We start from the raw sequence: 21089 nt of genomic DNA, 5'->3' as shown, positions 1-21089 counted from the left end.
CGAATATCCTTCGCGCCGTGGCGGCGCGTCCATGCCCCGAGAGCGAATACGTCCGCGATGAAATTCATCTTCTTCAATCGTTTCTTCGCGCCAGACGTTTCGGCGACGAGCCAGCTCCTCTCGGATCTCGCCTTCCATCTCGCCTCGAAAGGGGAGGAGGTCGTCGTCGTGACGAGCCGCGGCCTCTATGACGACGCCTCCGCCGATCTGCCGGCGTGGGAGATGTCGAATGGGGTGACGGTCCATCGCGTCTATCGGTCGCGCTTCGGGCGGCATTCCATTTGGGGCCGGGCCCTCGACGCCGCCGCGCTCTACTATCATTTCGTGGCGGCGGCGTTGCGCCTCGCCGCGCGCGGCGACAGCCTCGTCGTCATGACCGATCCGCCGCTGCTCTCCGTGGCGCTCGCGCTCGTGGCGCGGCTCAAATCCTGCCATCTCGTCAACTGGCTTCAGGACGTCTATCCGGAAGTGGCGCTCGGGCTCGGCGTGCGCCTTCCGGCGCCGTTCGGCGCGCTTCTCGCGGGCGCGCGCAATCTCAGCCTCAAATTCGCCGCACGCAATGTCGCGATCGGCGAGCGCATGGCGGCGCGTCTGCGCGCCTCGGGCCTGCCGCCGGAGCGCGTCGCCATCATCCCCAATTGGTGCGATGACGAGCGCGTCATTCCCCGCCCGATCGATGACAATGCCTTGCGCGCCGAATGGGGCGCGAGCGAGCGCTTCGTCGTCGCCTATTCCGGCAATCTCGGCCGCGCGCACGAGTATCGCACGCTGCTCGACGCCGCCGAGCGCTTGCGCGACGAGGCCGATCTGCTGTTTCTGTTCATCGGCGGCGGCTATCTCACGAGGGGCCTGCGCGCAGAGGTCGAGACGCGCGGCCTCTCTTCTCTGTTCCAGTTTCGTCCCTATCAGGACGCAGAGCTCCTGCCGCTCTCGCTCACAGCCGCCAATGTCCATTGGATATCGCTGCTGCCGTCGATGGAGGGGCTGATCGTGCCCAGCAAATTCTATGGGGTCGCGGCCGCCGGCCGCGGCGCGATCGTCATCGGCGACCCCGAGGGCGAGATCGCTGCGCTGGTCACGCGCCACGACTGCGGCGCCGCCGTCGCGTCCGGCGAGGGAACCGATCTCGCCGCGCTCATTCGCCGTTTGAAGCGCGACCCCGCGATGGTCGCCCAGTGGGGGCGCAATGCGCGCGCGCTGCTGGATGGCGAATTCGGCCGCCGCCGATCGCTGCTGGAATGGGAGACTCTGCTCGCGAGCCTGCGGGGGAGACAGTTCGACGATGCGGAGCTCGCCGCTGCTCGCGAAGAAATCGGCGAAGTAGAGCCCGTCTTCGCTCGCGTGCCGGGCGAATGACGGGGCGACGAAAGAGCTGCGTCAGACGCGCGGAATGCGCGTGATCAGCATGTCGCCCAGGGCGAGCGCGTCCATGTTCGTGCGCAGAAAACAATCGAGCGCCTCCTGCGGCCGGCAGACGACGGGCTCATTCTCGTTGAAGGAGGTGTTGAGCGTCATCGGCACGCCGGTGATGTCTCGAAAGGCCGAAATCAACGCGTGAAAGCGCGGATTGGCCGAATGCGCGACCGTCTGCAGGCGCCCCGTCCCATCGACATGGGCGACGGCCGGAACGCGCGCTCGCTTGTCCGCGCGGATCTGCGCCACCGAGGCCATGAAGGGCGCGTCACCCTCCTCCTCGAACCATTCCGACGCCGCTTCGGCGAGAACCGAAGGCGCGAAAGGGCGGAAGGATTCGCGGCGCTTGATCTTGGCGTTGAGAATATCCTTCATATCGGCGCGGCGGGGATCGCAGATGATCGAGCGATTGCCGAGCGCGCGCGCGCCCCATTCCATGCGCCCTTGAAACCAGCCGAGCACATGGCCCTCGGCGACGATCGCCGCGGCGCGTCGGCACAATGACGCCTGGTCCGCGATCCGCTCGACCGAGCAGCCCGCCTCGGCGAGCCGCTCCGACTGGGCGTCGACGAGAGGCGCGATTTCTTCGGTTGCGAATTGCGGGCCCCAATAGGCGTGATCCATCACGAAGCGCCGCGCGCCGCCGCTCCTGCGCCAGACGGCGAAGGCCGCGCCGAGGGCGCCGCCGGCGTCGCCCGCCGCCGGCTGCACATAGACATGCCGGTAGGGCGTCATCCGGCGGATTTTTCCATTGGCCGCCGAATTCATCGCGCAACCGCCGGCGAGCGCGAGATTCGGCTGGCCGTGGCGCGCATGCAGAGCGTTCAGCAGATTGAAGAAGGCCTCCTCGTACATCGCCTGCGCGGAGCGGGCGATGTCGCGGTGACGTTCCTCGAGCGGAGCGGAGGGCGCGCGCCGCGGGCCGAGCAATTCTTCGAGCGCAGGCGTGAACAAATCCGCGAATGCGGGCGCGTCGTCCCAACGGAACGCGATCTTCTCCTTGTGATGGCGAAAATAGGGGAGCGCCAATTCGAAGGAGCCGTCGCCATGGAGACAAAGGAGCAGCCGCATCTGCGGCAGATAATTCGGCGCGCCATAGGGCGCGAGGCCCATGACTTTGTATTCGTCGCCATAATGGGGAAAGCCGAGATATTGGGTGATCGCCTGATAGAAGACGCCGAGCGAATGCGGAAACGACACCCGCCCTTCGGTCTCGAGCGGGCCCTCGCCGCCGAGCGCCCAGGCCGCGCTCGCAAAATCGCCGAAGCCGTCGATCGAGGCGACGCTCGCCTCGCGGAAGGGCGAGACGTGAAACGCCGAATAGAGATGCGCGAGATGATGCTCGACATGAGCGATCTCGGGAAGGCGGCGCGCATCTGGATATTCGCGCCGCAGAATTTGCGCGACGCCGTCTCTCGCGCGGCGATTGCGCGCCCGTTCCACCACGCTCGCGAGGCTCGGGCGGGCGCCGAGCAGATAACGCAGCTTCGCGCCGAGATTGGCGCGCCCATCCTGATTGAGCGCGACGATATCGACGGCGCCTATGTCGACGCCGGCTTCCGCCAGACAATAGCGCACCGCCTGCGACGGAAATCCGCCCCAATGCTTGATGCGGCGGAAGCGCTCCTCCTCCGCGGCGGCGACGAGCTCGCCATCGCGGATCAGCGCCGCGGCGGCGTCTGCGTGGAAGGCGTTGATCCCGAGAACGATCATCGCGCGCCCATCCGATTATCGCGCATCGTCGTCGCGCGCCCCGTCTCGCGTCGAAGGCGCGACGTCCGGGCTCAGCCGCTTTTCAAGCGCCATCAAAGCGAGGATCGATTCCGCGATCAGCCGTTGCAGCGCGTAAGCGAGACCGGCGCGGCCATCGAGAAACAAGCCCTTGACGAAATAGGCATAGACGAAGGCGGCGATCGGCATCAGCGGCGGATGATCGCGCAGGCGGCTCTTCAGAGAATGCGGATCGGCGTCGAGCCGCTCGACCTCTCGCGACATATAGCGAATCTGCGCCGAGACGAAGCGCGCCGTCGATTTTCGGTCGTCATGGACGATTCGGCCGGCGAGCCTCTCGATGCGGCCGTGGACGCGCCAAGCCTCGGTATGACCTCGATCGTAGACGGAGAAACAGCCGCTGCGCAAAAGCACGGTGTTCGGCGGATAGAGCGACGTTCGCAGCGCGCCGCCGAAGATCGCGTAATCGAAGGATATTTCATAGGCTGCGACATCGGGCGCGGGGCGCAGGTCGCGCAGCTCGGCGATCAGCGCGTCGCTCACGCGATAATCGGCGTCCAGCCGCAATATCCAATCGGAGGCGACGCCTGTCTCCATGACGGCGAAGCGCCATTGGCTCGCATGCGTGTCGAAAGGCCGGGCGAAGACGCGCACGCGCGGGTCGGCGCGCAAAATATCGAGCGTTCGATCCGCGCTGCCGCTGTCGACGACGACGATATCCTTCGCCCAGCGCAGATGCGACAGAGCGCCGCCGATGTTCGGCTCCTCGTCGTGAGTGAGCAGAACCGGCGTGATCCGATCCAGCAGGGAAGGGGCGGTCATCTTATGCGGAGCCTCGCGCGTCGGATCGCAGAAGGACGCTTTCATAATGCGCGATCATGTCTTTTGCGATGGCGCGCCAGCCCCATCGCTCTTCGACCGCCAGACGTCCGCGCGCGCCCATTGCTTCTGCGGCGCGAGAATCCGAGGCGAGCGAGGCGAGACCGCGCGCGATCGACGCCGCTTCGGGAGCGACGACGACGCCGGCTTCGGCCGCTATGACGGTCTCGGCGACGCCGGCCTCGCGAGAGACGAGGACCGGCCGGCCATGCGACATCGCCTCGAGCGCGACATTGCCGAAATTCTCGTTGAGCGAGACGAGAGCAAGACACAGACAAGCGCGATAGAGCGCCGATCGATCCGGCTCCTCGATCTGGCGCGCGAGGATCGTCACGCGCTCGCCGACGCCGAGTCGCGCCGCGAGCTGCGCGAGCCCTGCGGCGCGGCCTTCGTCGTCATTGCCGGCGATGACGCAGTGCAGATCGGGCGTGAGCGCGACGGCCTCGACCAACGCTTCGAGATTTTTTTTCCAGTCGATGCGTCCGAAGGCGAGCGCGAAGGTCGAACCCGTGATCGCGGCGGCGACGTCGGCGCTCGGCTCCGCCGCGCGCGCCTGCGAGGGCGGGGCGTCGACGCCGAGGCCGACGTTCCAAATGGGCGGCGGATCGAAGCGGAAGGGCTTCAGATCGTCGGCCTCGCGCCGCGAGGCGACATGAATCGCAGCGGCTTCGCGGATCGTGCGTCGCTCGAACAGCGCGATCCATGCGCTTTTGAGCAACGCGCTCTTGGCGCGCACGAGCGACGCGACCAGCATGCCATGTGGCGACAGCACATAGGGCGTGCCGCGGCTCGACGCGATGCGCGCTGCGGCGAGAGTCGGCCAGAGGAAGACGGAATGAAGGTGGAGAATATCGAAATCCGCCGCCTGTCGCCGCAGCGCGTCGCCCATTGTCGGGGATCGATAGAGGCGTCGCCCGAGCCCCGTCTCGAAATAGGTCACGCCGACTCCGTCGAGATCGACGCGCGCGCCGACAGGGACGGGCGATACGCCCGGACCGTCGACATTCGTCGTATAGACCTCGACCGCATGGCCGAGCGCGGTCTGCGCCTTGGCGAATCCATGCACGGCATGGACCGTGCCGCCATAGCGAACCGCGGGCAAATAGGTCGGCGTGACATGGAGGATGCGCAGCGTCGTCTCCGTCAAAGCGCGCCGGCGAGGCAGCGGTCGATCGCCTCGATCAGGCGATCGCGTCCAGCCTCGCCCGTATAGGCGCGGCCGAGTGTGCGGGCTTCGGCGCCCATGGCGCGCAGCCGCGCGATGGGCAGGCGCGCGATCTCGCGCAAAGCCCGCTCGAGCGCGATGGCGTCGCCGGCCGGAATCAGCCATCCGCACTCGTGCGTGACGCGTTCGACCGCCGCGCCCGTCCGATCGCTCGCGAGCACGGGCATGCCGGCGGCCATGGCTTCGATGACGACGAGGCCCCAGCCGTCATGACGCGAGGGCGCGAGGAGGACGTCGGCGCGGGCGTAGACCTCCGGCAAAGCCTTCATCTGCGTGAAGTCGATCAGCTCGACGCGTCCCGGATAGCGGCGCGCGAGCTGCTCCGCCTGCGGGCGCAACGGTCCGTCGCCGACGAAGATCGCCTCGATCGCGACGCCGTCGGCGAGGATCCGCTCGAGCGCGGCGACCGTCAGATCGGCGCCCTTGCGCGCGATCAGCGAGCCGGAGAAGAGAAGGCGCGGGGCGCGCGTTTCGACATGTTCTCGCGCGATCGCCAGAAAGCCCGAGAGATCGGACGTATAGGGAATGTTCCGGTAGCGGCGGCGCCGACCGAACTCGCGTCGGTAGGAGGCGACGGCCATTTCGCCCATGCCCCACATTTCCGAGTCGCTCGCGTGGAAAGCGCGCATCGCCCAAAGGCGATAGAGCGCGCCGAGCGCGGGCGGCATTTCGAAACCGAAGCGCTCGCCCCAAAAAACGAAAGGTCGGCGCGTCGCGCGGCGCAGCTTCAGCAGCCGACGCACGGTCGGATCGCGATAGCCGCCGAATATGCAGAGATCGCTATCGCGGACCCATTGTTCGAGGCGCTCGAAAGGCGCGTTGCGGCCGCAGGCGTGCTCATGCGCGAGCGGCGGAGCGCTCCAGGCGCGGTCCGCCGCCCTCATTCGCTCATAGATCACGCGCAGCGTCACGCGTCCGTCCGCGGCGACGAGATCGAACAAATGCGCCTGATAGGGCGACGGCATGTTCGTTATGACGACGACGGATCGCATTTGTGTTCGCTATCGTCTCGGACGGGCGGCGGCGCGGGGCGGGTTTTGCGGGAGGTGAAGAGGCTGACGGCGGTCCAGGCGAGCACGGCGTAGGTCATCAAAATGATTTCCTGCATTGAGCGCATGCCGACGAAAAAGACCATGAGGCCGAGGCTATAGAGCACGCGGGCGTTTTCATTGCGCTCGCGCAGCAGCGTCGTCCAAGAAGCAGCGGCCCAGCCGAGCAGCAAAGCGCCGATGACGACGGCGATGAGCCCATATGAGGCATAGAGCTCGCCGATGATCGAGCTCGATAGAGAGACGTCGTATTTGCCGACCAGCCCTGGAAGGCTGAAACCGGCGTCGATCGGCTTGTCCGGCCAGAGCGCGCGCGGAATGGGCCGGACGAGCACGTAATAGATCTGCTTCCAGCCGACATATTCGACGACGTCGGGGAAATAGTGAATGATCTGCGCGAGGCGCAGGAAATTGTCGTCGACATGGAACTGGCCGGCGAATTCGAAATCGTCGAGGTCCACATCGCCACTCAAATATCCCTCGAGCCCGACATTGCGGATGACGAGGATGAATTGCATCAGGCTCAGCACGCCGATCGCGCCGCCCGTCACCACCGCCGCGCGCACGATGGAGAAGCGGTCTTTCAGGATCATCCACAGCAGGAGCCCGGAGCCCAGCATCATGCCGATGATCCGGCGCCCCCCGCTCTGGGCGAGAAAGGCGCAGACGATGGCCGTGAGCAGGATGGATATCCAGACGCGGGGGTCGGCCCAACGCGCCTTGGCGCGCGTCGCCACCAGCACCGTCGCCGCCGGCAGGACATAGCCGAAATAGCTCAGATGATCGATGAATGCGTCCCAGCCGCCGAAGTCGCCGCGCGACCAGGGCGCACCGAAACGCGGCTGAAAAAGGCCGTCGATCATCCGCGCCGGATCGAAATTCGTCGGTATGCCGAAGCGCGCGATGCAGAGAGCGAAGCAGATGCATACGGCCGCGAAAGCGCTCTGCGCCGGCAGATCGGCTCTCGCGGCGCGCAAGATCGGCTTCGGCGCGCCGAAGGTCGGCGCGAGCCGCCCGAGCGGCGTGACCATCGCGAAAATCGCGATCACCTGAAGCGCGGCGATCACGTCGTTGCGACTGAGCTCGTCCAGTGGATAGGCGCCCTGCAGCAGATCGAGCAATATCCAATAGATGATCGCGACCAGGAGGAGATTTTCGGCATGGAGCAATCCACGCAGTCCCTCGCGGAGCGCGCGCATCATCGGGATCGCGAGCAGGCTCGCCGACAATAGGGCCGCAGGCCAGACCATGGCGCCAGGGGACGCATATTCGGTCGGCGTCTGTGAGACCGCGAGGATCGCGCCGACGCCGATGATCGCGGAGCCGGCGAGCGCGACGCCGACGTCGCCGGGAAGCGGCCGCATGCGCCGCTAGGCTCCCGCGCCGCTGTCGTGCCGGCGGCGCCGAATGGCCTCGCGTCCCACTTCGCGCAGTTGATCGATCACCGCGGTCGGATCGAAATCGGCGGCGCGGGAGATGGCGCGCGCCGCCATGGGGCCGAGGCGCTCGGGGTGACGCAGCGCCCAGAGGATGGCGTCGCGAAGCGCCTGCGCGCTCACCTCCGGCAGCACGATCCCGCTCGCGCCGTCGAGGACGACGTCTCCGCAGCGGCTGGAGACGATCGCCGGCAGCCCATGCGCCTGCGCCTCGAGCTGGGTGAGCGCGAATCCGTCGGAATGGGTCGGCAGGACGAACACATGCGCCTTTCGGTAGTAGCTCGCCGTTTCGCCGCGCGAAACCTCGCCGACGAACCGAATATTGCAATAATCCTTTTGCGCGCCGGCGCCCAGTTCGTCGCGGCCGACAATGAGGAACTCGACCGGCTGGCCCCGCAGGGCGGCGGCCGCCTCCAGCACCGTCCGCGCGCCCTTGCGCAGCGAGAACGCGCCGAGAAAGAGCGCCACGAGCGGATGATCCGCATCGAAGCGCTCTGGATAGCGACGCTGCGCGCTCGGCTCCTCGGGACGATACATCAACGGAACGATTGCGAGCTTTTCGTGCGCGATCCCCGCGGCGACGAGGCAATCCCGCGACCAGGACGAATTGACGAGGATCATATCGGCCGATCGGCATTCGTCGCGCCAATTGCGCCAATAGGCTTCCGGGGGCGCGCATTCGGCTCTCGACGCCTCGCCTTCGGCCAGCGCCGAGATCAGCCGCGCTTCCTGCGGACCGCCGTCGATCTGGTTCAAAATGGCGGCGAAGCCGCGGCTCCTCGCGGCGCGCAGCGTCCGCGACGCGGCATAGCTGTAACAGAGCGCGACGCCGTCGCCGCCGCGCGGCTTGCGAATATTCTCGAGCCGCGCGGCGGCGAAATGGTCGAAGCGGAGATTATCGGCCATGAGGCCGGGCCAGGTCGCCCTTTTCGGCGGTAGCCGCGCTACGCTGCGCGAGAAAACCGAAGGAATTGTGTCCGCGAAGACGCTCGCCCCCCCGAGCTCCGCCGAATAGCGGCAGGCGAGACGCGGGCCCGCCGCCCGCAGCGCACGAGTCCAGAGCCGATCGGGCGGCAGCCAGATGTCGGTGACGAGCGCGTGCAAGAGGCCGCGCCCGTGAAGCGCGGCGGGCAAAGCGTAATGCTCGCGCGCGCCGATCTGGCAGACGATCCAGTCCGCGGCTTCCGTATCGTCAGAAATCGGTCCAGTCTCCTTTGCGCAATGCGAATTTCGCGGCGACGGCCGCCTCGGACACGAGTCGCCGATGCGCTCGCATCCGCCAGAGATGGAGCGGGATCATCGCCAGTCCGGCGGCGACGCCGCGCAGGCGTCCCATCCGCAGGCAGAACCAGACGCGATTGGCGACCTGCAGCGCCGCGCGCGGATAGTAGCGCGGCGGATAGCGCAAGAAAGCCAGCAAAGCGATATTGGCGATGGCCATTGCATTTATGCGCGGCTCGGCGTGATGCGCGAGGGTCGAATTGTGAAAGACGCGCAGCCAGGGCGTGGCGACGAGCCGCCGCCCTCGGTCGATCAGGCGCAGAGAGACGTCTTCCTCCTCGGCCCCATAGGCGATCGGCAGCGGCAGAAAGCCGCCCGTCTCCAAAATATGGCTGCGCCGAAACACGACGCCGCCGCCGCCGAATCCGCCGGTCTCTCGGATGACGCGCCGATCCGGCGCGAGCCTTTCGCCGGGATGAAATATTTGCGCCGCCGCCAGCGAAACCTCCGGCAGGCGTCGGAAGAGCTTGTCGGCGCGCGCGAAGAAGTCGGGATCGATCGGATAGGAATCATCGTCGAAATTCGCGACGAGCTCGTGGCTCGCGGCCGCGATCAGCTTGGTGCGTCCGCCGCCTGGGCCGACGCCGGTCTCGCTGACGATCACCTTCGCCGCCGGGAAGGCGGCGCGCACCGCGGCGGCGCAATCATGGCGTCCGGCGTCCACATGCACGATCGTCTCGGCGGGCGGCGGGCGACAGGATTCGAGACGGCGCAATGTGTCCAGCGTCTGGTCGATCCGCTCGAAGGCGGTCACGGTCGCGGTGATCTTCGGCCGATCAGCCACGGGCCGGCCCCGTCAGGCGCGCAGTTTCGACGAGGCTCTGCGCGAAAGCCGCGGCGCCGCGCGCATTGGGGTGAAAGCCGTCGCGGTAGAAACAATCCGGCCGTGCTTCCGCGGAGAGGTTCGACGGCCAGTCGACGAAAGACGATCCGCGCTCGGCGGCCAGCGCCCCGATCGCCGCGCTGCGTTCACGAAAGATGCGCGCCGAGCCCGGAAAGACGCGCTCGTCGACGCGGGGAAGCCCTAACGCGATTGTGACGGCGTCGAGCGCGGCGCAGCGAGCGAGCAGGGCGTCATAGGCCTCGAGGAATGCCATGTCGCTCAGCAGTGGCCGGCCCGGCTCTTTTCTCAGCAGGCGGCGCCGGGCGGCCTGTTTGGCGGCGTCGACGCTCGTCTGCTTTGCGCGCCGCCACCATGTTTGGCTGAAGTAGCAGCGTGGATCGAGCGCCGAGGGGGCGCGCCAGCTCCCCGGCAGCCAGACTGGAGGCCGGCCGTCCAAGACGGCGGCCGGACGCAGGATCGACTCGAGCGCGCCGCGCAAGATGAAGACGCGCGCCGGCGCGAGGCCGCGGAGCAGCCAGAGCCATGAGGCGTCGTCGCGCACGGTCGTGCCCTCGCATCCGAGGTTCCACAGCAGCAGCCGCGCCGTGGCCGCGCGTTCGCCGACCATGCCGGCGATGTCATAGGGAACGGCCCCGGCGATCCGCATCGGCCGGAGCCGGATCATTTCCGCGCCCGGAAGCGTCTTCGCCAGCTCGCCGACGAAGCCGATCCGCGACGATCCGACCCCCTCGCAGAGGCTGTCGCCCAGAAACACCCAATTCTCGACGGTTTCGCCGCTCATCTCTCATCGCCTTGGGCGATGGCCCGCATCAGGCCCTTCAGCCGTCCGCGCAGGCTCTCGCGCGTGCGGGGGCCGCCGGCGCCGAGCAGCCGGCGCGTCGAGCCGAGGGATTCCAAAAAAGCGTAGGCCGATACCAGCGCGAGAGCATCGGCGCGCGAACGTCCGAGCGTGCGTCGCAAGATCATGTAGCGGTTGAACACATCGTCCTCCGCGGCGACCTCGACCGTGACGCGGCCGCCAGGCGCGTGGAAATGCGCCAGCCGCGCGCGCGGCGCGAAATAGAGCGCGCCGAAGCGGCGCAGCTTCAAGGAGAGATCGACGTCCTCGTTCATCGTGCAGCGATGCAGGAAAAAATCCGAAAAACCGCCCGCGGCCTCATAGGCCGAGCGCCGGATCAGGGAATTGCAGGAGCCGATCCACTCCACCTGCGTGATCTCCGCTGGCCGCGGCGAAAAGCCGAAGCGCAGCAGCGGGCCGATCACGCGCCCCTGCCATCTTTCCTCGCGCAGGCCGAGCGCATGTCGCAGCACGAAACGCCAGACGCGGGTCGGCGCCGCCCAATCCTCATTGCTGAAATCAGCCATGACGCCGACACTGTCGGCGCGCGCATCGAGCGCTCGAGCGAGCTCGGCGACGCAATCCGGCTCGAGCTCGACATCGTCGTCCAGCAGCAACAGCAATTCGCCGCAAGAGGCCGCGACTGCGGCGCGGCGCTGCCGCACCGCATTGGGCGGCGATGCGGTGAGGAAGCGAATAGAGAGGCCGCGTTCGCGCCAAACAGGGGCCGTGGCGACCGCCGCGGTCTCCGGATCGCAGCCGCCGTCGACGATGACGATCTCATCCGCCATCCGCGTCTGCGTCGCCAGCGAATTCAGCAGACGCCGCAGCGATTGCGGCCGACCGAGCGTCGGAACGATCACGCTGATCCGCATCGCGGCCGTTGCGACATCGGCGCCTTCTAGCATCGAGCCTCGCCGTGTCGGAGCGCCGTCTCGAATGTCGCGAGCGCCGCACGATGCGCGAAATCGTGATCGCCGGCTTCGCCGGCCGTCTCGCCCAGCCGCCGGCGCAGCTCCGGGTCGCGCGCGAGCGCGCCGAGCGCCGCGCCGAGCCCCGCCGTGCCGGGCTCTTCCACATGGAGCAGCGCGTCGCCGTTTGCGCGCGACCAGGCCGCCGCGGCGCAATTCGGCGGGCCATAGAGCAGGATCGGCCGGCGCGTCAGCGTATAGTCGGCGAGCTTGCTGGGGAGGGAGAAGCGCATATAGGCGTTCTCCTCGCGGAAAAAGGTCGTGGGGAGAAAGAGCGCGTCCGCGCGCGCGGAGATCTCCTCGAGAAAATCCGCCGCAGGGATCATGCCGCCGACGATCACCGACGCCCCGCAAAGACCGATAGACTCGGCCTGGGCGCCCGTGAGCGGCCCAAAAATCAGGAGCCGCCCGCCTATCGAGGCGGCGGCCGCGGCGGCGTCCCGCAGCGCCGCGACGTCGCCCGGCGAATGGATGCTTCCCGCGAAGACGAGCGTGAAGGGGCGATCCGGCGGAGTGGACCGCGCCGGCGTCGACGCGTCGCGGCCGCGCAAGGGGGGCAGGACGTTTCCCGCCACGCCATAGCGCATGGCATATTCCTCCGCCATTCCGGCAGAAATGCAGAGTCGCGACGCGGCTCGCCGATAGACGGCGCCGAATTGTCGATCGAGCGAGAGCCTATGGGCCTCGCCGCGTATCGACATGCGAGGCCAGTCGTCGTGGACGATGAAATGGAGCGGCAGGCCCCGACGCGCCGCGAAGGCCGCCGCCGCGCGCCAGGAATTATAGTGCCCGACGGTGACGACGGCGTCGACGCGCCAATCCCCGACATGGCGGGCGATGCGAAGCGCGTCATATTCGGCGAAACGTTCGACGACCGCCTCCAAGAAGGGAGCAAAGCGCGTCGTCTGCAGGCGCGGCCGCTTGCGCGTCAATGCGGCGTAGCGCACGCCCGGCAGGCGACGATCGGCCTCGGAAGACCCGAGATAGCCCTCGACGATGCGTAGAGAATTCGCTGGCCATGTCTCGAGGAGCCGATAGAGAAACAGAGAGCCGTGGCAGGAGCGCTCGACCGGGACGCAGCCGCAATAGAGGAGATTCACGTCGCTTTTCTCCAGGCTCGAATAGTCACTCCGCGCGCTCGCCGAGCTTCACCAGCGTCGGCGGCGTGGCGGAGGGCAAAGCGACGAATCCATAGCCGAAGGTCTGTTTGAAGTCCCAGCTTCCCCCTCCGACATTGGAGAAGGGCGTTTCGAACTCGATCGCCTCATAGACCTGATGATCCCAATTCACCATTGTCACCGCCGTGGCGACGTCGATGCAATAGCTTCCTGAGGCCAGAAAGATCGGCGCCGCGTCGATCGTGAGCTCATAGGAGCCGGGCTCGGTCGGCAGCGACATGGCGTCGAAATGATGCATGGACCAGAGCGCGATGCGCGAGCGCAGCGCATTGGTCAGGAACACGTCGACAGAGAGACCCGGCGTTCCATCGGTATCGAGAAGGATGCGCAGGCGCAGCGGCGTTCCCGGCAGATAAATGCGCGTCGGACCGTCCGCTCCGATCAACTCGACGGAGCGTATGCGCGTATGCGCGCCGGCGCCCCAGTCGCGACCATCTTCGCCATCCGCGTCTGCCTGCTGCAGCCGGCTATAGGCGGCGATCGTCTCGTCGACGCCGCCCTGCAGCACGAGCCGCCCGCGGTCGAAGACGAGGCCGCTCGTCGCCAGACTCTTCACCGCCGCGAGATTATGGCTGACGAGCAGCACGGTGCGGCCGCCGCCACGCGAGACCTCGTCGATCTTGCCGAGGCATTTTTGCTGGAAGCGCATGTCGCCGACCGCGAGCACCTCGTCGACGATGAGAATATCCGGCTCCAGATGGGCGGCCACCGCGAAAGCGAGGCGCACATACATGCCGCTCGAATAATGTTTGACCGGCGTGTCGATGAAGCGCTCGATCTCGGCGAAATCGACGATGGCGTCGAAGCGCTTCGCGATATCGGCGCGGCACATTCCGAGAATGGAGCCGTTGAGGAAGATATTCTCGCGGCCGGTGAGCTCCGAATGGAATCCCGTGCCCACCTCGAGCAGGCTGGCGACGCGCCCCTCGAGCGTGACACGGCCCTCGGTCGGATCGGTGATGCGCGAGAGGATTTTGAGCAGCGTCGACTTGCCGGCGCCATTGCGTCCGACGACGCCGACGACCTCGCCCTCGGGGATATCGAAGGAGATGTCGCGCAGAGCCCAGAAGGTCGCCTCGTCCTCCGGCGCGACGGCGCGGCCGCGCAGCCGCGCGAGGGGAGCGGCCGCAGCCTCGACCAGCGCCTCGCGCAGCGTGCGATAAGTTCGCGCGGGCTTGCCGATGCGATAGCGTTTCGACACGCCTTCGGCGCGGATCGCCGTTCCGCCGCGTCTGGCCATTTTCATACTATGTCCGCGAAGCGGCGTTCGACACGCGCGAAATAGGCGACGCCGGCGCAGAAAATCGCGAGCGCGGAGGCGCCGGACAGGATGACGCCCAAAGCATCCGGCGACGATCCGATGAGGCAGCGACGAAAGCCGTCGATCATTCCCGCCATCGGATTGAGAAAATAGAGCCAGCGCCACTCCGCCGGCACGAGGCCGACCGGATAGGCGACAGGCGAGGCGAACATCCAGAATTGGATGAGAAAAGGCACGACATAGCGAAAGTCGCGATAGGCCACGGTCAGCGCCGACAGCAGCACGCCTGTTCCGAGCGCGGCGATAATCATCCCGAGCACGAAGAAGGGCGCCGCGAGCTGGCTCCGGCAAAAGCCGATGTCGCTCCACGCCAGGACGACGACGAGCAGCAGAGCGGAGATCGAGAAATCGACGAGCGGCGCGCCGGCTGTCGACAACGGAATCAATATGCGCGGGAAATAGACCTTGGTGATGATATTCGACGAGGCGACGAGCGAATTCGCCGCCGTCGGCGCGACATTGGCGAAGAAGGTCCAGGGCAGCAGCCCCGCTATGGCGAAGACCGGATAGGGCGCGCCGTCCGAGGGAAGGCCGGCGAGCCGCCCGAAGACGACGGAGAGGACGATCATCATCGTCAGCGGCTGCAGCAGCGCCCATGCGACGCCGAGCGCCGTCTGCTTGTAGCGCACTTTGAGGTCGCGCGCTGCAAGGACATAGAGCAGCTCGCGATAGGCGAAAGCCTCGCGGAAATCGAAGACGCGCCAACCGGGCCGCGCTTCGATGACGGTGATCGGCTTGCGCGCGCGAGGCGATGGCGGTCCTTCACCCATATGCGTCGAGATCGGCTCATCCATTTCGCTTCACTTTTATCGGAGGGGCGGCGACGGCGTGAGGCCGATCTCGGCGGCGACTTGCGCGCCCGCCACGCCCGAGCGGAGAAGCGCCGCTCTCACTTCGTCTTGCGTCTCGCCAGGCGACAGATAGACGATCGACACGAGCGCGTCGCGCTCGACGCCGGGCGTTCCCTCCCATCCGCCGACGAGATCGGCGACGAGACTTCGGCGCGCCGCGACGGCGAGCCGCGGCCACAGCGGGATGGCGAAGGCCGCGCGCCGGCTCATCAGCCAGCCTTCATTGGGGGCGACGAGGCTCGACATGGCGAGCGCGCTCTCGACTTTCTCCATCGGCTCCTCGGTCTCGAAACGCGCCTGCGCGAGCGCCAGCCATGCGCCGCCGGAGAGCGGAATTCGCGCCAGGAGACGGCTCAGCCGCTCGCGCCGCTCGTGATCGCTCGCGCCTGCGTCGAGCTCGAGCAGCCGCGTCTCGGCGATCGCTCCCACCATGGGATCGTCGACGAAGAGCGCGAGCGTCTTCGCCGCATTCGCGGTCTCCGCGGTGAGATCTGCGAGGCCGAAGGCGAGGAGCTTTGCCGCCGCGAGCATGGCGAAGCCGGCGATCACGGCGACGGCGATCGCGGTCCAGAGGCGCAATTCCCGCAGGCGGTTCATTCGGTGTAGTATTTCTTATAGTAGCGGCCGCCGTAATAATAGGAATAGGCGTATTTGCCGTATTTCTGCGCCTGGGAGTCGATCACTTGGTTGAACACGACTCCCGCCACTTTCTTGTGGCCGGACAGCCGGTCGATCGAATGCGCCACCATCTCGCGCGCAGTCGAGGCCCAGCGCACGATGAAGACGACCTTGTCGACGAGATTGGAGATGATGAGCGGATCGACGACCGGCCCCATCGGCGGCGTGTCGATGACGACGAGATCGAATTGCTGGCGCAAGGTCGCGACGAGCGTCTTCAACCGCTCGGACAAGAGCAGGTCCGGCGGATTCTGCGTCTTGCCGCCGGCCGGCAGAAACCAGAGCTTCAACGTCTCGCTGTAGACGATCGCAGATTGCAGCTCCGCCGCGCCGACCAGGCAATCGACGAGGCCGACGCTCTTGTCCGCCCCGAAATATCGCGAGGCGGAAGGGCGCCGCAGATCGCCGTCGATGACGAGCACCCTCTGTCCCGATTGCGCCGCCGAGCCGGCGAGCGCTATGGCGAGGGTGGATTTGCCTTCGCCGGGAATCGTCGAGGTGAATTGTAGAACCTTGGGCGGATTGTCGACGTCGCTCATTTGTATGGCGCTGCGCAGCGAACGCAGCGCTTCGCTGAGGCGCGACAGCGGCTTGGCGAGCGGATATTCGGGGATGGAGAGGACAGCGCCATTCACCGAAAGCTCTCGAGACTCCATTTTCGAGATCGAGGCGAGCAATGGCAGAGCGAGGAAATCCTCGATTTCGCGCGGAGTGGTGAAGCCCGCGTTGAACCTCTCCAGCGCATAGGCGCCGAGCGTCCCGGCCATCACGCCGAGGACGAGGGCGACGAGCATTGTTTGGATCGTCTTGGGCGAGGTCGGCGTGATCGGCGCCAGAGCCGGCGTGATGATGCGCGCCTCGCGCGCCTCGAAGGTCGATTGCTCCTGCGTGACGCGCTCGCGTTGCAGAAAATCCTCGAAGAGGCTCTTGTTGACGGCGGCGGTGCGCTCCAATTCGCGCAGGGTGATGGCTTTGGCGTTGTCGAGATCGTTGGCGCCGGTGACTTCGCGCAGCGTCCGCTCGACAGCGTCCTGTCTCGTCTTTGCGAGCTCGAATTCATTGCGAATGTTGGAGGCGAGCCGCTGCGCCTCGGCGCCGATGGCGCGATTGATGTCCGATATCTGTGCGCGAAGATTGACGACCGACGGATGGTTGGGGTTATAGCGGGCGAGCAGCTCGGCCTCCTGGCGCGAGAGATCGGTCGCCTGTCGGCGCAATTCCGCGATCGCGCCATTGATGACGTCCGGCAGCTGCGTGATATTGCCGCCGCGCGTCTCGATTTTCTGCAGCATTTCCAGCCGCGCCTTCTTCTCCGCGGTCTCCGCGCGCGCCTGGACGAGACGGCCGTTGAGCTGGGCGAGCTGGTCCTGATTGAGCGTCGCGCCCGGGGTCGATCCCGAAAGACTATTCTCGGCGCGAAAGCGGGCCACCGCCTCTTCGGACTCGCGCAGCTGCTGGCGCAGCTCGACGAGGCGGTCGGACAGCCAGGCGGAGGCGCGCTTCGCGGCCTCGAAACGCGCGTCGAGCTTGTCGACGACATAGGCGTCGGCGACCGCATTGGCGAGGCGCGCGGCCTTCTCTGGATCGGAGGAGGTGAAGGAGACGTTGATCACATAGGCCTGGCCGGCGCGCGCGACGGCGATCGCCAGCTTGACCATCTCGACAGAGGCGATCGCCTCCGCCGCGCCCTCCGGCGGCGATTTCGGCGCGCGCCGACCGGGCGTCGCCGGCGGCGGCGCATCGCGCGACAGGAGGCCACGCAGGCGGTCGAAAAGGCCGCCGCCTCGAATCCGCGCGCCGCCGAACTCCGGATCGTCGACGAGCCGTTCCTTGTCGACGACGCGCCGTAGCAGGGCGCTCGATTTGATGATCGCGATCTGGCTCTCGATCGTCGGAAGATCGAGAGCGGCGTCGGTCATAATGGCGTCCTGCCCGCCGGCCTTCTCCTTATGCGGATCGAGCAGTAATTGCGCGGAGGCGGTGTAGAGCGGCGTCGTCCGGGCGATCTCGACTGCGGCGACGAGGAGGAAGAGCGCCGTCACGCCGGCGATCAGCTTCCACTGTCGCCAGACGAAATTGACATAGCCCTGTATGTCGAAGCCTTCGTCGGCTTCCGCCGGCGCAGCCGCCTCCCTCAGTGTCTCGAGACGTTTCAGCATCGAATGTTTCTTTTCTCGAAGTGCCGGGGGCTAATCGGAGAGGGAGATGCGGGAGCTCTCGGCCTGTGCGACGCCGGCGCCGAGGATGGCCATATAGGTCAGGGCCACGGCCTCGATCTGAACGCCGAAATCGACGAGAGCATGGACGCCGATGAGCAGGGAGCAGGCCGCAGCCGCCGCGGCGGGCGTGGGCGCCCGGCGGCGCGCGACCGCGCCGGCGAAACATTTGGCCGCGAGCCATAGGAGCGCGCCGATGAGCGCTGTCCCGAAGACGAGGCCGAGCCCCATGAAGGTTTCCAGATAGGCGTTATGCGCCTTGTCCCAGACATCCGCCGTCGGGATCGACCGATCGCGGTAGAGGGGAAAGACGTCGGCGAAGGCGCCATAGCCATAGCCGAAAAGAGGAGTGTCGAGAATCGCGCGCAGGGCGATCGCAAAAACCGCGAGCCGGCGACCGTCGTCGAAGCCCGAGGCGAATAGGCGCGCGACGATCAGATCGCCGAAGAAGAGGATCGTCGCGCCGAGCCCTGCGAGGACGAGGGCGATGGCTCCGACACTTTCGCCACGGCGGCGGCGTCCGCGGGAATAGGCGATGGCGAGAAGCGCGCCGGCGCCGAGAATCGTCGCGAGTATTCCCCCGCGCGAGACTGTCCCGAGCAGCGCGACGAAAATCACGAAAGCCGCCGCGAGCAGGAGCCAAGCGCGCAGCCCGGCCGCTTCGACGATCTTCGACAGTCGATAGGCGCGCGAGCCTGTCTCGGACGGAGCGTCGCGGTCGGCGAGCGGCAGGATCAGCGCCAGAGTCGTCACCAGGCCGAGACCCGCGTAAGTGGCGAAATTATTGCGATTGACGAAGGTCGAGCGGACGAAGAGCCCTAGGGCCGGCGCGTCGAAGAAGGGGATGGCCGCCGCAAAGAAGGCCGAGAGAACGAGCCCATAGACGGCATAGGCCGTGACGATGACGACGATCGCTCGCAGAAGCAGATGGACGCGGAGCGGGCGGCGCGACAATTGGAGGGCGAGCCAGAAGACGCTCGCCGCCGTCGTGAGACGAAGAAGAAAGACCAGCGTCTGGCCGCGGTCGACGGACACGCCGCCCTCGAGCGGACGCTCGAGCATCTCGCTCGCCATGCCCCAGATCGGATGCGCCGACGCTCCCGAGGCGAGGGGCGAGGCCTGGAAGAAAATCCAGAGGAGCGTCGCGCCGAAGAGCGCCGCCGGACCTGCGATCGTGGCGATCGAAACCGGATGCCGACGTCCCCCGAAAAGGACGCCGATTTCGAAGAGGATCGCGAGCGCCGGGAAATAGAGCCCGTTCACGCCCCAGGCGGGCAGGCGATTGCCGCCGAGCCAGAAGGGCGCCCAGGCCAGCCCGGCGATCAGGCCGAAGAGGAGCAGAGCGTCGAAACCGCCCTCCGCCCATAGCGCGCCGAACAGGCCGCCCGCCGAGCGCGGGCGCGCCGGCTCCGCGCGGGATTTTGCCGCCAGGAGAAGAGCGTCCCGCGACGAGGGCGTGAATTCCGGCAATGGGCGCCTTTTTCCATGCTACCGCCATTCGGGTGAAATGCGGCGTTTTCACCCGTCGGCGCAACTGCGAAGACACGCGCGTGAGCGCGCAGCCGATCATATCGCCGCAAGGGACGGCGGGTCGAGACCGCCGACGCGGCCCATTTTCGCGGGGAGCGCGCGCAAAAGCGGCCGCCCGCCGCCTATGGCGCGAAAGGTCCGTTCGCCGGCGAGACGAAAAGCCGAGGATGGGCGAGCGCGCCGCTCAATAGCGATAGGTCACGCCCGCCGACACGACGTTCTGCACAAATCCCCAGCCCGTCGAATGGGAGACGCCGAGAATATTGAGCAGGCCATTGGCGTTGGAGCCGGTCTTCTGGAATTGATAGTCCAGCGTGATCGCCATGTTGCGCCAGAAGGTGTAGTTGACGCCGACGCCGGCCGCCCAGACAGTGTCGCCGCGCGGCGAGTTGGCCCAGCGCGTCTCGCCATATCCCCCGCGCATATAGGCGGTCCAGAAGGGGGAGAAGGCGTAATCGACCTGCAGTTTGGACTGTGTGTTGAGGCTCGCCGGCGACCATTGGCCGAGATGGGCGGCGAGAGTCGTCGGCGCGGCCGCCGCGGCGAGTGTCTGGTCGACCGTGGCGGTGAAAGTCAGATAGGGCGTCGGATAATAGAGCAGCCGCGCGCCATAGGTGGGTTTGGAGACCGTGCCGCCGAGGAAATTCTGCTCGCTCGACTGGCTCTGATAGCCGCCATAGACCTCGCCGCGGAACAGGCTGATGAGATCGGAGCCGAAGCCGCCGATAATGCGATAGCCATTGGTGTCCGAGATCGAATTTTCATAGCGCCGCAGGTCGAGCGTCGGCTCGACGAAGCCGTAGATCATCGGCGAGAGCCACACGCCGCCGCGTAGCGAGGCCGTGTAGCTCAATCCGTTCTGCGCGTCGCCGCTCGCGGCAAGGAATGGAAAATTCCCGCTCGGCCGGCTGTCGTAGGCGACATATTGCACGCCGGTCGAGCCGCGCACGAACCAATCGGCGATCTTCTTCTCGACGGCCACAGAGCCGGAAATCTGGTTGGAAAACTGCTGCGACGCCGCGACCGTATAGCCGGCCGGAACATAGACGGCGGGCGCGCCCGCCCCGAAATTGGAGCCGAACAGCCCGTTCTGACGGGTGTAGTCGGCCGTGAAATACACGCTGAGGTCGCTGACGGGCGACCAGATGTGGCGCAGTCCGGCCCGCCCGGTCACATTGGTCGGGTCGACATCGGTCGTCGGCGTGGGAAACAGCCGATATTGCGAGCCCAGACCCGGATAGAGCTGGGCGTCGGCGCTGATATAGGCCGTCGTCTTGTGCAAGCCATTGTCGACGCCGGCCTGGAGCGACGGGCGCACGCGCACGCCGACGGCCGAGCGCCGGCCATAGGCGGTCGCATAGATATTGTCGTTGAAAACGGAGCCGACGAAAAGCGACGGATAGACGATCCACCCGTCGATCGCCAAGCCTTCCGCGGGATTGGGGCCCATGGCGGTGACGCCCGCCGGAGCATCCTCGCCCTTGGCGACGGAGCCGACGACGGTGGATATGAGAAGCGCGATCCCCGCCGCGACGCCATTCGGCAGCAAATTGCTCTTCATAACGCCCTCTCGAATGCGCTCAGCTTGTATGTGAAACGCGCTCGCAGTCAAGCCTTCGCTCGTCTCGGCGGGTGGCGCGGAGTGGGC

The 21089-nt window shown here is 66.8% G+C and carries 17 protein-coding genes; 1 reads left to right on the top strand and 16 read right to left on the bottom strand.

Annotated features, from left to right (window positions below; all coding sequences use genetic code 11):
• Positions 1-57 precede the first annotated feature (57 nt).
• Positions 58-1356 (top strand): glycosyltransferase family 4 protein, encoded by a 1299-nt coding sequence (locus IY145_RS20480; RefSeq protein WP_196409895.1) that lies wholly within the window; start codon positions 58-60, stop codon positions 1354-1356.
• Between the two features lie 21 nt (positions 1357-1377).
• Here the strand turns inward: IY145_RS20480 and IY145_RS20475 are convergent, their stop codons facing one another.
• From IY145_RS20475 to IY145_RS20400, 16 genes are all read right to left on the bottom strand, one after another.
• Positions 1378-3126 carry a carbamoyltransferase C-terminal domain-containing protein gene (locus IY145_RS20475; RefSeq protein ID WP_196409894.1) on the bottom strand — a complete coding sequence of 583 codons (1749 nt, stop codon included), beginning with the start codon at positions 3124-3126 and terminating at the stop codon, positions 1378-1380.
• A gap of 15 nt (positions 3127-3141) precedes the next feature.
• Positions 3142-3966 (bottom strand): glycosyltransferase family 2 protein, encoded by an 825-nt coding sequence (locus IY145_RS20470; RefSeq protein ID WP_196409893.1) that lies wholly within the window; start codon positions 3964-3966, stop codon positions 3142-3144.
• 1 nt (position 3967) lies between these two features.
• Complete coding sequence (locus IY145_RS20465) at positions 3968-5170, bottom strand: glycosyltransferase (protein ID WP_196409892.1); 1203 nt, start codon at positions 5168-5170, stop codon at positions 3968-3970.
• Positions 5167-6240: a glycosyltransferase family 4 protein gene (locus IY145_RS20460; protein ID WP_196409891.1), complete on the bottom strand. Its 1074-nt coding sequence runs from the start codon at positions 6238-6240 to the stop codon at positions 5167-5169. The genes IY145_RS20465 and IY145_RS20460 overlap by 4 nt, the downstream gene beginning before the upstream one ends.
• Positions 6219-7661, bottom strand: a complete 1443-nt coding sequence (locus IY145_RS20455) for an O-antigen polymerase (protein WP_196409890.1) — start codon at positions 7659-7661, stop codon at positions 6219-6221. Before IY145_RS20455 ends, IY145_RS20460 begins: the two co-directional genes overlap by 22 nt.
• A gap of 6 nt (positions 7662-7667) precedes the next feature.
• Entirely contained in the window at positions 7668-8867 is a 1200-nt protein-coding gene (locus IY145_RS20450; protein WP_196409889.1) for a glycosyltransferase family 4 protein, read from the bottom strand.
• Between the two features lie 58 nt (positions 8868-8925).
• Positions 8926-9798, bottom strand: a complete 873-nt coding sequence (locus IY145_RS20445) for a glycosyltransferase (RefSeq protein WP_196409888.1) — start codon at positions 9796-9798, stop codon at positions 8926-8928.
• Positions 9791-10639: a hypothetical protein gene (locus IY145_RS20440; RefSeq protein WP_196409887.1), complete on the bottom strand. Its 849-nt coding sequence runs from the start codon at positions 10637-10639 to the stop codon at positions 9791-9793. The genes IY145_RS20445 and IY145_RS20440 overlap by 8 nt, the downstream gene beginning before the upstream one ends.
• Positions 10636-11604: a glycosyltransferase family 2 protein gene (locus IY145_RS20435; protein WP_196409886.1), complete on the bottom strand. Its 969-nt coding sequence runs from the start codon at positions 11602-11604 to the stop codon at positions 10636-10638. The genes IY145_RS20440 and IY145_RS20435 overlap by 4 nt, the downstream gene beginning before the upstream one ends.
• Positions 11598-12767 (bottom strand): glycosyltransferase, encoded by a 1170-nt coding sequence (locus IY145_RS20430; protein ID WP_196409885.1) that lies wholly within the window; start codon positions 12765-12767, stop codon positions 11598-11600. The genes IY145_RS20435 and IY145_RS20430 overlap by 7 nt, the downstream gene beginning before the upstream one ends.
• Positions 12768-12792: 25 nt before the next feature.
• A complete protein-coding gene (locus IY145_RS20425) occupies positions 12793-14085 on the bottom strand; it encodes a polysaccharide ABC transporter ATP-binding protein (protein WP_196410646.1) in 1293 nt (430 codons plus the stop codon).
• 2 nt (positions 14086-14087) lie between these two features.
• Entirely contained in the window at positions 14088-14960 is an 873-nt protein-coding gene (locus tag IY145_RS20420; protein WP_246722127.1) for an ABC transporter permease, read from the bottom strand.
• Positions 14961-14972: 12 nt separating this feature from the next.
• The gene (locus tag IY145_RS20415; protein ID WP_196409884.1) at positions 14973-15614 is read right to left on the bottom strand and encodes a hypothetical protein; all 642 of its coding nucleotides are present in this window, start codon (positions 15612-15614) and stop codon (positions 14973-14975) included.
• Complete coding sequence (locus IY145_RS20410) at positions 15611-17854, bottom strand: polysaccharide biosynthesis tyrosine autokinase (protein WP_196409883.1); 2244 nt, start codon at positions 17852-17854, stop codon at positions 15611-15613. The genes IY145_RS20415 and IY145_RS20410 overlap by 4 nt, the downstream gene beginning before the upstream one ends.
• Positions 17855-17884: 30 nt before the next feature.
• Positions 17885-19381, bottom strand: a complete 1497-nt coding sequence (locus tag IY145_RS20405) for an O-antigen ligase (protein ID WP_196409882.1) — start codon at positions 19379-19381, stop codon at positions 17885-17887.
• Between the two features lie 244 nt (positions 19382-19625).
• Positions 19626-21002 (bottom strand): outer membrane beta-barrel protein, encoded by a 1377-nt coding sequence (locus tag IY145_RS20400; RefSeq protein WP_196409881.1) that lies wholly within the window; start codon positions 21000-21002, stop codon positions 19626-19628.
• Positions 21003-21089: the final 87 nt, after the last annotated feature.

It is taken from the genome of Methylosinus sp. H3A (assembly GCF_015709455.1).
Lineage (GTDB): Bacteria > Pseudomonadota > Alphaproteobacteria > Rhizobiales > Beijerinckiaceae > Methylosinus.
This window is presented reverse-complemented; position numbering and strand designations above follow the sequence as displayed.